The 11200-nt window shown below is 63.7% G+C and carries 11 protein-coding genes and 1 pseudogene; 7 read left to right on the plus strand and 5 right to left on the minus strand.

Annotation, left to right across the window (positions count from 1 at the left end):
• From JOZ76_RS35215 to JOZ76_RS35225, 3 genes and pseudogenes are all read right to left on the minus strand, one after another.
• Nucleotides 1–423: pseudogene (locus JOZ76_RS35215) on the minus strand (23S rRNA (adenine(2503)-C(2))-methyltransferase RlmN); the annotation flags it as partial.
• Between the two features lie 81 nt (nucleotides 424–504).
• A complete protein-coding gene (locus JOZ76_RS35220; protein ID WP_291705979.1) occupies nucleotides 505–1035 on the minus strand; it encodes an invasion associated locus B family protein in 531 nt (176 codons plus the stop codon).
• Nucleotides 1036–1240: 205 nt separating this feature from the next.
• On the minus strand, nucleotides 1241–2080 hold the full coding sequence (locus JOZ76_RS35225) for an SDR family oxidoreductase (RefSeq protein WP_291705980.1): 840 nt from the start codon (nucleotides 2078–2080) through the stop codon (nucleotides 1241–1243).
• Nucleotides 2081–2205: 125 nt separating this feature from the next.
• Between JOZ76_RS35225 and JOZ76_RS35230 the strand changes: the two genes are divergently transcribed.
• The 3 genes from JOZ76_RS35230 (at nucleotide 2206) to JOZ76_RS35240 (ending at nucleotide 6216) form a co-directional block, all read left to right on the plus strand.
• Nucleotides 2206–3180, plus strand: coding sequence for an NADPH:quinone oxidoreductase family protein (locus JOZ76_RS35230; RefSeq protein WP_291705981.1), 975 nt, complete (start codon nucleotides 2206–2208; stop codon nucleotides 3178–3180).
• Between the two features lie 749 nt (nucleotides 3181–3929).
• Nucleotides 3930–5042, plus strand: a complete 1113-nt coding sequence (locus tag JOZ76_RS35235) for a hypothetical protein (protein ID WP_291705982.1) — start codon at nucleotides 3930–3932, stop codon at nucleotides 5040–5042.
• 19 nt (nucleotides 5043–5061) lie between these two features.
• Nucleotides 5062–6216: a TAXI family TRAP transporter solute-binding subunit gene (locus tag JOZ76_RS35240; RefSeq protein ID WP_291705983.1), complete on the plus strand. Its 1155-nt coding sequence runs from the start codon at nucleotides 5062–5064 to the stop codon at nucleotides 6214–6216.
• Nucleotides 6217–6256: 40 nt separating this feature from the next.
• Here JOZ76_RS35240 and JOZ76_RS35245 read toward each other — a convergent pair whose 3' ends face one another.
• Nucleotides 6257–6631, minus strand: coding sequence for a YkvA family protein (locus JOZ76_RS35245; RefSeq protein WP_291705984.1), 375 nt, complete (start codon nucleotides 6629–6631; stop codon nucleotides 6257–6259).
• A 97-nt stretch (nucleotides 6632–6728) separates the two neighbouring features.
• Complete coding sequence (locus JOZ76_RS35250; protein WP_291705985.1) at nucleotides 6729–7037, minus strand: 4a-hydroxytetrahydrobiopterin dehydratase; 309 nt, start codon at nucleotides 7035–7037, stop codon at nucleotides 6729–6731.
• 155 nt (nucleotides 7038–7192) lie between these two features.
• Here JOZ76_RS35250 and JOZ76_RS35255 point away from each other — a divergent pair, with 155 nt between their 5' ends.
• The 4 genes from JOZ76_RS35255 to JOZ76_RS38655 all read left to right on the plus strand — a co-directional run.
• Complete coding sequence (locus JOZ76_RS35255; protein ID WP_291705986.1) at nucleotides 7193–8638, plus strand: TAXI family TRAP transporter solute-binding subunit; 1446 nt, start codon at nucleotides 7193–7195, stop codon at nucleotides 8636–8638.
• 103 nt (nucleotides 8639–8741) lie between these two features.
• On the plus strand, nucleotides 8742–10316 hold the full coding sequence (locus JOZ76_RS35260; protein ID WP_291705987.1) for an alkaline phosphatase D family protein: 1575 nt from the start codon (nucleotides 8742–8744) through the stop codon (nucleotides 10314–10316).
• Between the two features lie 50 nt (nucleotides 10317–10366).
• A complete protein-coding gene (locus JOZ76_RS35265) occupies nucleotides 10367–11086 on the plus strand; it encodes a prolipoprotein diacylglyceryl transferase (RefSeq protein ID WP_291705988.1) in 720 nt (239 codons plus the stop codon).
• A partial coding sequence (locus tag JOZ76_RS38655; protein WP_441300154.1) for a hypothetical protein occupies nucleotides 11067–11200 on the plus strand: 134 nt, incomplete at its 3' end. The genes JOZ76_RS35265 and JOZ76_RS38655, both read left to right, overlap by 20 nt.

Genomic DNA, 11200 nt, shown 5'->3' on the forward strand with positions numbered 1-11200 from the left:
CTGCGAGGAGACGCACAGCGTGCCGCGATCGGTTTCGGGGATGTAGACGCACTCGACCTCGTGCGGCTTTTCGAGCGTGTCGCCGCTCGGCAGCCGCAGCAGCCATTTCCGTGTGCCATCATTGGAGATCTGCTCGGCGACCACTTCCGGCCGATCCGCCGTGAAATGTTTCACGAGCTCAGCGCGGGTCTCCTTCGAGATCGAGGTCATCTCGTCGAAGGATCTGGCCCCGCGAAAATAGATCCAGTGCCACAATTGCTGCACGCGCATTTTGCGCTGGGCGGCGGGCACGCCGATCGCCTCCAGCCGCTGCCCGATTTCGTCGCGCGACAGGCCGATCAACGACGGTCTTGCCGGCGGCACATAGATTTCGAGCGGCGTCTTTTCCAGCGGCGCGTCGGCCCTGGCTCTGGAATGGGTCATCGTGTCGGTCATGGCGCATCAAATAAGGCTTCGCTAAGCCGCTGAAAAGCGCCAAAACCGGAAAACAGACCGATAACAGGGTTAGCGCCGGCAATCCGTCGCGATGCGGTCGAGCGCCTGGGACAGACCCTTCAGCGAAAAGACGTCGATGGTCTCGGTCCCCTTCGCCGATACCGCCTTGATGGTTGCGTCGGCCGAGCGGCGCAGCGCGTCCACCAACCGCTCCTCCTCGGCGGCGTTCTTGATCCAGATGCCGTCGCCCTGCGTATACATCGGATAAGCCGCGCCGCCGACCTCAAGCGTCGATTCCGAGCCGGGCTTCAGCGCATAACCGATCATGACCGAGACTTCGTTGAAAACCTTCTCGGCGGGCCGGGTGGAGACGAAGGCATAGGCCGGATCGCGCGGCCGGTTCGGCGGATTGGTCTTGGACGAGGATGGCTTGGCCAGCGCAAAGCACACCCGCTTGCCGTTGGGCGTCGCGCTGTAGGCGCCCCAGGTGCCGAACTGGCCGATCAGGGTCGGCTCGACGCCGGGAATGGCCGCCGCCGGCGGCTTCGGGTCCGTCGCAACGCCTCGCGTCACCGCCTTCGGCGCCGCCGCTTTCGGCATGGTTCCCTGCGCCCATGTCAGGTCCGCACCTGCGCATGCAACGATGCAGGCCAGCGATACTGGCAGGATTCGCCGACGAATGACCATGATAAGTCTTGGTTCCCCCATCATTGTGACTGGAAGATGGCTAGGCGCCCTGATTGCGGGGCGTGATCCATAACCGGCAAATGCTTCGTTGGGAAGGTATTGAGGAGTTTAGGACAATTCACCGTTTCGCGCGCGCGGCGCGGTGCTGTTTCCATTGCTCTTCGGTCCATTGCAGCAGATCCTCGGCACCTGAGGACCGCAGATGCGCGCCGCCGTCCTGCACCACCATTTCTCCATTGATATAGCTGGCCGAATCCGAAATCAGGAAACAGGCGAGATCGGCGAGTTCCCGATGTTCGCCGGCGCGGCCGAGCGGATTGCGCGAGGTCCACGCATCATCGCGGCCTTTTGGACGAAGCTGTCCTGATGCGCCGGGTGTCGGAAAGGCGCCCGGGGCGATTGCAACCAGTCGGATGCCCTTCGGTCCCCACTCCACGGCGAGACTCCTGGTCATCGCCAGCAGGCCGGATTTGGCCATCGCCGAGGGAACCGTGAAGGCGCGTCCGGTGATGGTCGAGGTCGACAGAATGGAGAGCACCACGCCGCGGTGTTTTGCCGCGATCCAGCGCCTGCCCGCCGCGAGCGTGCAATACATCGCCCCGTGCAGGGTCGGCGCCAGGATCGCATCGGCCGCGCGGAATGACAGGTGCTCGCTCTCGGCTATGAACGTCGCCGCGGCATTGTTGACCAGCACGTCGAGCGGCGCGTCCCGCCAGATCGCCTGCATCATGGTCTCGACCGCGGCGCCGTCACGGATGTCGCAGCGGATCGGCCTGACCTTGCCGCCAAATTGCCCGCGCATCTCATCCGCCGTCGCCTCGAGCAGCTCCAGCCGCCGGCCGCAGATGACGAGTTCGGCCCCGAGTTCGAGAAAGCGCCGCCCCATCGCAGCGCCCAGGCCCGAGCCGCCGCCGGTGATAAGGACGCGCTTTGCGGACAAGAGACTCTTTTCGAACATTGTTCGCTTCCTCCGCTGCTGTTCGGATGCGGTGCAAGCCGAATCCGATTGTAGGCCCGCTTCAAATCCGGCATGAAGCCTCGAGTCTTGCAGACGACCCTATTGTCCGAACGCCAGGTGTGTCCATGAAGGCCATTCTTTGCTCGCAATATTGCCAGCCCGACGATCTCGTCCTCTCCGAAATTGCCGATCCTGTCGCCGAGCCCGGCCAGGCCGTGATCGCAATCAAGGCGGCGGCGCTGAATTTCTTCGACATCCTGATGATTCAGGGCAAGTACCAGATCGAGCCGCCCTTTCCGTTCTCACCGGCCGCAGAAGTGTCCGGCGTGATCGAGAGTCTCGGCGCAGGCGTCACCGACCTGAAAGTCGGCGACCGCGTAGTGGCCTCCTGCGGTCACAATGGCGCGCGGGAAAAGATCGCGCTGCCGGCCAACTCGATCGTCAAGATTCCCGACAATCTCGACTTCGATCGCGCGGCCGGGATCATCATCATCTACGGAACCGCGCTGCATGCGCTGGAGGATCGCGCCAGCCCCAAGGTCGGCGACACGCTCGCAGTCCTCGGGGCAGCCGGCGGCACGGGGCTCGCGGCCTGCGAACTCGGCAAGCTGATGGGACTGAAGGTGATCGCCTGCGCCTCGTCGGACGAGAAGCTCGAATTCGCGAACGCTCATGGCGCCGAACTGACGCTGAACTACGCGAAGGACGACCTCAAGGAGGGATTGCGGCGGCTGACGGGCGGCAAGGGCGTCGACATCATCTTCGATCCGGTCGGCGGCACCTATGCCGAAGCCGCCTTGCGCGCGATCGCGTGGGAAGGCCGTTTCCTGGTGATCGGCTTTGCTGCCGGCGACATCCCGAAAATGCCGCTCAACCTGGCCCTGCTGAAGGGCTGCGACATCCGAGGCGTGTTCTGGGGCAATTGGGCGCGCCTCAACCCAGAGAAGAATCGCGCCAATCTTGAAAAGCTGGTGCGGTGGACCGCCGAGGGCAAGCTGTCTTCCCATGTCGATCGCACGTTTCCACTGGCGCAGACCGCCGACGCGCTCAAAGTCTTGGCGGGCCGCAAGGCGATGGGCAAGGTCATCCTCCATCCTTGATGGGCCCGCTCATCGATCGCAAAGGACGAGTCAGAGCGCGTTTCCGTAAGACTACGCTCGGTTGTACTACGGAACACCGTATCGATTTACGAGTGCCGCAATGATTTCAAAATATCTCCTCACTCGCGCCAGCGAGCGTCGTCTTTTGGTCCGATTTACGCTGCGATCTAGTGTCGCGTGTCTGACATTCGCTTCAGTATGTCCGCGAGTAAGTTAAGCGAATGTCGGATGCGCGCCACACTGCAATCTTGAATTTGCTGGTGTCCTTCGGTTCCGACATCCGCGGACGAGTTCGCGGCAACAAGATACGAACGGACACTGGCGCATCAGAGAGCGAGCGGAGCGCACTGGCGCCGCCGAGTTGAAGTTCCTGCACGGGGCCAGCGGCAAAATTTGCGCCCCGGCGACTGCAACTCCAACAGCGCCAAATCGTACCTTCTCCGGTGCCCATGAGTTTCGAAGGCGCACGAAGGTCTTGCGGAATGGCAATTCGCGAACTTCGAAATTGGGGCGCCAGTGTGGCGTATCCGGCATTCGCTACGGCATGTCCGCAGGTTTTCGATAGCGAAGGTCAGATACAAGCCACGCGCGAATCTTAGTTTGACTAGGGTGCGTCGGTTCTGACATTTGTAGGCGAGCCTGCCGGCAAATGATGCGTATCTCGGAACCGGGACACTGGGCATCAGGGAGCGAGGAACCAACCTTCGGGCCGCCCCGGACGTTGCGTCAAGATTGTGGGGATCGTCTCCATGATGAAGAAGAATGCGCCGAATGTTCGACCAGCCGATCCGGACTATGATTCCTTCGAAAACGGCTTGGCCGATCTCCGCGGGATTCTGAACAGATCTGCCGCCGCAGCCGAGGATCCGCGCGACTATCCGCAGGATGACCCATATCGGGACAAGAACGCGCGCTATCGGGACGAAAACGAGCGTCATCCGCAGGACCGTTTCTATCCCGGGGAAGAGGACGACGGCGATCTCCGTGAAAGCGGCTACGCGGGCCAGAGCGCAACATCGCCCTATCCCACCAGCGGAGCGTATCGCTATCCCGACGAAGGTGAACCGTACGAAGAATATGAATCGCAGCCGCTGAGATATGACGGCTGGCCGCTGCGGCGCAAATCGAGTGTGTCGCTCAGGATCCTGCTGGGCGTCGTCGCCGCGGCGGCCGTCGCCGTTCTGTTCGCACTGTTCACATCGGATGCAACGCGCGCGATCATCGCCAACGCCAAGGAGGCGATCCTGCCGGACCGCCCGGATCGCGCGGCACCGCCCGAGCCGGCGGAGACGCAGCTGACCGCGGGCGATCTGCAGCTCAAGGATCCCGCACGTTTCGCGGCGCCGTCGTTCCAGTCCACCGCTCAACGCGGAGCCGCGAGTGCTGTCGCCGTGACTGCGCGCGAAAATGTCGCAACCGCCTATTCCGCCAGCCCGTCGGTCTACCAGGGCAATGGAGCATCCTATCAAGGCGCCCCGCAAAGCCGCGCCCTGCCCGCAGCCCACCAGCCCTTTGCCCCGCCGCCGGCCGCGGCGCCCGCGGATGCGCCGTCGTCGCTCGGGGCGATTGGCGGCGCGGCGGCGCGGAGACTTGCGCCCGATGAGCTCTCGAACCTGATGCGGCGCGCGCGGAGCCTGCTCGCAGCGGGCGATATTCCATCGGCGCGGCTGCTGCTCGAGCGCGCCGCCGATGCGCAGGAGGCTGGCGCAGCCTTTTTGCTGGCGCAGACCTACGATCCCGTGGTGCTGGGGACGCAGGACGCCCGCAGGATCATGCCGGATCCCGCGGCTGCGCGTACCTGGTACGAGCGCGCCGCGCAACTCGGTTCGATCGAGGCGCAGCGGCGTCTTGGTCAGAATTAGCCCTCAAGAGGTAGTGCGTATGCGACGTTTGTTTGGATTGGTGCTCGCTTCACTCGTGATCCTTTCAGGATTGGCCCACGCCCAGGACAAGGCCGCCGACCCGGCCAAGGTCAGCGACAGCCTGAAGGCGATCTTTCAAGTCGGTTCTGCGGAGACCAAGCAGGCGCTCAACGCCAACACGGTGACGCTGATCTCCGGCACGATCGGCGGCACCTATGTGCAGTTCGGCGCCGACCTCGCCTCGGTGCTCGACAACGGCAACGAGCTGCGCATCCTGCCGATCGTCGGACGCGGCTCGGTGCAGAGCGTCGCGGACATCCTGTTCCTGCAGGGCGTTGATCTCGGCATCGTACGCGCCGACACGCTCGACTATCTCGAAAAGAAGGGTTTTGCCAAAGGCATCAAGAAGCAGTTCGCCTACGTCACCAAGCTCTACAATGAAGAGATGCAGGTGATCGCGCCGAAACAGTACCGCAGCCTGAAGGATCTCGCCGGCCGCACCATCAGCGTCGACCTGCCCGATGGCGGCACCTTCGTGACGGCGCTGACCGTCTTCGAACGGCTCGGGCTGAACGCGAACTTCGTCTATATCGAGCAGCGCATCGCGATGGAGAAGCTGAAGACCGGCGAGATCGACGCCGTGATCGTGGTCGGCGGCAAGCCGTACAAATCGGTCAGCAACTTCGTCAATGACGGCCGCTTCCACCTGGTCACGGTCGACTATGACCGGCCGTTGCAGGGCGACTATCTGCCGGCCCGCATGACCACGAAGGACTATCCGAACCTGATCGCTGACGGCGAAACAGTCGACACCATCGCTGTACCCGCGGTGCTGGCGGCCTACAACTGGTCGCCGACCACCGAGCGCTACCGAAAACTCTCGCTGTTCGTCGACGCGTTCTTCACCAAGTTCCCGACCTTCCAGAACCCGCCATTCCATCCGAAGTGGAAAGAGGTGTCGCTGTCGGCGCCGCTGCCGGGATGGCAGCGCCTGCCCGCCGCGACGATGTGGCTGAAGGAGCACGCCACCACCCAGGGCCGCATGGACGATCTGCTCAATCCGCGCGCCGCGGCGGCGAGAACGGCTCCGCTCGGGCAGCCTCCGCGGGCACAGGCCCGCACCAATGCGCCGCCGCCGCAGCCGCGCGACCCGATGATGCAGCAGATGCAGTGATCCCTGGACGCAATTCGTCTTGTTGATGCCGGGCGAAGCTTCAGCTTTCGCCTTCAATTCCCCGCTTCAGCGCGGCGCGCGCGGCCTCGCGATGCTCCGGCTTGATGTGCGCGGCCACGAGGCGGATCGCGGTGGCGAGCACCGCGGCATCGTCCGTGAAGCCGAGCACCGGCATCATGTCGGGAATAAAATCGAACGGCAGCACGAAATAGGCGAGCGCCCCCGCCAGCGCCGCCTGCACATGGCGCGGCGTCTCCTTGTCGAACGCGCAATAATAGGCGGCGAGCAGATCCTCGGTGAAAGGCAGCTTTGTCACCACCTGCTTCAGCTTGATCCAGAACCGGCGCCGCAGGCTGTCGCGATCCCGCGCCAGCCGATCGGCCGGCTCGAACCCCACGCTGTAGTCGGATGCCATGGCGGCCTCCCTCGCCTTGCAGCGGCGGAACGCCGCGGCAGTCATGCACGCCAAAGGTGGGGGGTCTTGCACAACGGCGCAAGTTACCCGGACGTCGTCAGGTCACTCCGAATTGACGCGCCACGGCGTTCATCGCCTTGGCCAGCTCGATATCCAGCGCTGTGACGCCGCCGGCATCGTGGGTCGCCAGTACCACCTCTACCGTCCTGTAAACATTGCGCCATTCCGGGTGATGATCATTTTTCTCGGCGACCAGCGCGATCCGGGCCATGAATCCGAAGGCCTCGTTGAAGTTCTTGAACGTAAAAACGCGGCCGATCGCATCCCGGCCCTCGACATCCGTCCACCCGGACAACTCCTGCAAAGCCGCCGTCCGTGCCTCTGCTGTGAGCCGCCGCTGTGCCATCCCACGCCTCCTATTGTACCAGCCTCTTCACGGGAACTCTGCTATCGTGCCCTGCCAAGGGATCATTATCATTTCCAGCCGCTAACCATGACGCACTTGTAACTCTCGACCTGCAAGAATTTTGCTACAATTTTGGGCCTAACCGTTCCGGCAGCATGAATCTGAACCTCAAACGCCTGTTTGCGAGATCGACGACCGGAGGCCTCGACCCGGCGGGACCGCCATCCCCGCCCCGATCGGCGTTGCGCAAGGCGACCCTGATCACGCTCGCCGGTGTGCTGGCGATCGTTGGCGCGTTAGCGGGCGGCTATTATTTCGCAATGCGCCCGGTCACCTTGCGGATTGCCGTTGGTCCGGGGGGCAGCGACGACGTCAAGGTGGTGCAGACCCTGACCCAGGCGTTCGCCCAGACGCATGGCTATGTCCGGCTGCGTCCGGTGCAGACCGACGGCGCTAGGGCGAGTGCCGAAGCGCTCGCCGATGGCAAGGTCGACCTCGCGATCATCCGTGGCGATCTCGATGTCCCGAAGAATGCCCAGGCCGTTGCGACGCTGCGCAAGAACGTCGTCGTGCTATGGGTGCCGCCGTCCGCCAAGGGCAAGAAGGCCGGGTCGAGAATCACCAAGATCTCCCAGCTCGCCGGCCATCGCATTGGCGTGGTCGGCCGCACCGAGGCCAACGTCAACCTGCTGCATGTGATCCTGCAACAGTATGGGATCGATCCCGCCAAGGTCGAGATTGTGCAATTCCCGGCCGGCGAAGCCGCGGACGCCATCCGCAACCAGCGGGCCGACGCCTATCTGGCTGCCGGCCCGGTCAACAGCAAGATCACGGCGGAGTCGATCGCAGCTTCGGTGAAGGATGGCGGCGCGCCGACATTCCTGGCAATCGATTCGGCCGAAGCGATCGCACAGAATCACCCCGTCTATGAGTCGACCGAAATTCCAGCCGGCACGTTCGGCGGCGCGCCTGCACGGCCCGACGACGACGTGAAGACGATCAGTTTCAATCACCATGTCGTCGCCCGCAAAGGCATTTCCGACACCACCATCGCCGCCTTCACCCACCAGCTGTTCGCGGCGAGGCAGCAGCTGCTGGCCGAATTCCCGTTGACCGCGAAGATCGAAACCCCTGATACCGACAAGGACGCGGCGATTCCGGTGCATCCCGGTGCGGCGGCCTTCGTCGACGGCGAGGAAAAAACGTTCCTCGACAGATACAGCGACTACATCTGGTGGGGCCTGATGGCGCTGTCGGCGACCGGATCGATCGGCGCATGGTTCGCGGGCTATCTCAAGAAGGACGAGCGCAGCAACAACTCCTCGCTGCGCGAGCGCCTGCTCGACATGATCGCGGCGGCCCGCAAGAGCGAGACCACCGAGGAGCTCGACACCATGCAGGCCGAGGCGGACAACATTCTCCGCGACACCCTGCATTGCTTCGAAAATGGCGCGATCGAGGAGGGCTCGCTTACCGCCTTCAATATTGCGCTCGAACAGTTCCATCACGCGGTCGCCGACCGCCGTGCGCTGTTGATGAGCCTGCCGCAGAACCTGCGAACTGCATCGAGCGCACAGTTCCGCGCCACCGGAACGCTTTAGCGCCGAAAAGACCGTGCGCAAATACCAAAAGCGCCTCTGTAATCCTGCCGTCATGAAACCTTTCTAGGTCTAGGCGCGCTTCAGCCCGACCAGAGAGGCGCCCATGACGATCCGGATTCCCACCCGAAATTTCCGCCCGCTTTCCCGCCGTCGCTTCCTCACCACCGCGGCGGCTACCGGCATCTCGACCATCGCGATGCCCTATCTGAGCCGTGCCGCCGACCGCCCCCTGGTCACCCATGGCGTTCAATCCGGCGATGTCAGCACCGATGGCGGCGTGGTGTGGGCGCGCACCGACCGGCCCGCGCAGATGCTGGTCGAAGTGTCCACCACCGAATCCTTCAAGAGCGTCCGCAAATTGCCGCCAATCGCGGCGCTGCCGGAGAGCGACTTCACGGCCAAAATGCTGGTGGACAATCTGCCCGGCGGTCAGGACATTTTCTATCGCGTGAAGTTCCGTGATCTCTCGCACACCGACGTCGAAAGCGAGCCGGTGGCGGGCCGCTTCCGCACGGCGCCCACCGACAAGCGTGACGTCTCTTTCGTCTGGGGCGGCGACGTCGCGGGCCAGGGCTGGGGCATCAACGCCGATGACGGCGGCATGTTCACCTTCTCGGCGATGCGCAAGAACAAGCCGGACTTCTTCATCCATTCCGGCGACACCATTTATGCCGACGGGCTGATCCCCTCGGAGGTGAAGCTTGCCGACGGCAAGACCTGGAAGAACCTGACCATCCCCGAAAAGGCCAAGGTCGCCGAGACGCTGGACGAGTTCCGCGCCGCGCACAAATACAATTTCCTCGACGACAATGTGCGCGCCTTCAATGCCGAGGTGCCGATCTTCGTGCAGTGGGACGACCACGAGGTCACCAACAACTGGTCGGCCTCAAAAGACCTGCCCGCGGCCTACAAGGAGCGCAACATCGCCCTCCTTGCCGCCCGTGCCCAACGTGCCTTCCACGACATGTATCCGATGCGCGAAAGCATCGTCGAGCCGGGCCGGGTCTACCGCACCCTGAGCTATGGCCCGCATCTCGACGTGTTCATGCTCGACGAGCGCAGCTATCGCGGCCCCAACGGGCCGAACCTGCAGACCGAATACGGCCCGGACGCCTATTTCATCGGCCCCGAGCAGATGCAATGGCTGAAGCGGGCGCTGCTCAATTCGCGCGCGACCTGGAAGGTGATCGCTTCCGACATGCCGCTCTCGCTGATCGTCTATGATGACGCCACCAACAAGAAGGGCTCGGAAGCGTTCGCCCAGGGCGACGGCCCGCCGCGCGGCCGCGAGCTCGAGATCGCCGAGATCTTGCGCTTCATCAAGACCGCGCCAATCCAGAACACGGTGTGGCTGACCGCCGACGTGCACTACACGGCGGCGCATTACTACGACCCGAACAAGGCGCAGTTCCAGGAGTTCGAGCCGTTCTGGGAGTTCGTCTCCGGACCGCTACATGCCGGCACGTTCGGGCCGAACGAACTCGACAACACGTTTGGTCCCGAGGTGCGCTTCATCAAGGCGCCGGGGCTCGACAAGCAGAACCTGCCGCCGTCCGCCGGAATGCAGTTCTTCGGCCACGTCAAGATCGAGGGTGCGACCGGCCAGATGACCGTGACGCTGCGCGACCGCGCCGACGTCGCGCTGTGGTCGACCACGCTCGATCCGAAGCTGGCTTGAGCGTGACTTAACTGTTTCCCCCCGAGCGCAATCCACCTAAAGTGGATGTCATGGGGGGAACAGGCTTGCATGCGGCGTTCGACCTCGCCGCCTGGTTCGCCGCCGCGGCTGCAGCGTTCTGGCTTTCGCGGCGGAAGAACCTGCATTTTCCACGGCAAAGCCTCGAACTGCGCTATGTCGCGGTTCTGCTCTGCGGTGCCGGCCTCGGCGCCTTCCTGTTCGGCACGCTCAATCTTTGGCTGTCCGGACAGACCGGCATTGCGCGATCCGTCGAGGGTGCGCTCGCCGGCGGCATCGTCGCCGTCGAACTGCACAAATGGTTGGCCGGAATTTCAGTCCGCACCGGCGCGCGCTTCGCGCTGCCGCTCGCCGTCGGCATCGCGGTTGGGCGGCTCGGCTGCTATTTTGCAGGGCTCGACGATTTCACTTACGGCACGCCGACGACGCTGCCCTGGGGCCACGATTTCGGCGACGGCATCCTGCGCCATCCGGTCCAGCTCTATGAGAGCGCCGCGATGGCCGCCTTCGCAATTATCTACGTCCTCGCCGTCCTGCGGCACGCCGACTTCATCATCGAAAACGGCTTCTATCTCGCGCTCGCCTATTACGGGCTGCAGCGATTCGCCTGGGAATTTCTCAAGCCATATGGCCCTGTGCTCGGCCCGCTCACGCTGTTCCACCTGCTGTCGCTGGCCGTCCTTGCCTACGCGCTCGTCATGTTGGCGAGGGCGCCTTCCCTAAGGCTCACCGATGAACGCGCCGCTGCGTAGATCCCGCCCCTACATCTTCTGGGGCCAGACCCAATCGCTGTGCGAAACCTGTCTCGCATTGGTGCCGACCAAGATCCAGCTTCTGGGCGATGAGGTCTGGTACGAGAAGCGCTG

Origin of the sequence: Bradyrhizobium sp., assembly GCF_019244115.1 — a bacterium.
Taxonomy (GTDB): Bacteria; Pseudomonadota; Alphaproteobacteria; order Rhizobiales; family Xanthobacteraceae; genus Bradyrhizobium.

Coding starts and splice junctions, on each gene's coding strand:
- JOZ76_RS35245 (WP_291705984.1), bottom strand. CDS start 6,631: ATGGCATCCGACTACAGCGTGGGGTTCGAGCCGGCCGATCGGCTGGCG.
- JOZ76_RS35230 (WP_291705981.1), top strand. CDS start 2,206: ATGAAGGCCATTCTTTGCTCGCAATATTGCCAGCCCGACGATCTCGTC.
- JOZ76_RS35235 (WP_291705982.1), top strand. CDS start 3,930: ATGATGAAGAAGAATGCGCCGAATGTTCGACCAGCCGATCCGGACTAT.
- JOZ76_RS35255 (WP_291705986.1), top strand. CDS start 7,193: ATGAATCTGAACCTCAAACGCCTGTTTGCGAGATCGACGACCGGAGGC.
- JOZ76_RS35220 (WP_291705979.1), bottom strand. CDS start 1,035: ATGCCGAAAGCGGCGGCGCCGAAGGCGGTGACGCGAGGCGTTGCGACG.
- JOZ76_RS35240 (WP_291705983.1), top strand. CDS start 5,062: ATGCGACGTTTGTTTGGATTGGTGCTCGCTTCACTCGTGATCCTTTCA.
- JOZ76_RS35260 (WP_291705987.1), top strand. CDS start 8,742: ATGACGATCCGGATTCCCACCCGAAATTTCCGCCCGCTTTCCCGCCGT.
- JOZ76_RS35250 (WP_291705985.1), bottom strand. CDS start 7,037: ATGGCACAGCGGCGGCTCACAGCAGAGGCACGGACGGCGGCTTTGCAG.
- JOZ76_RS35265 (WP_291705988.1), top strand. CDS start 10,367: ATGGGGGGAACAGGCTTGCATGCGGCGTTCGACCTCGCCGCCTGGTTC.
- JOZ76_RS35225 (WP_291705980.1), bottom strand. CDS start 2,080: ATGTTCGAAAAGAGTCTCTTGTCCGCAAAGCGCGTCCTTATCACCGGC.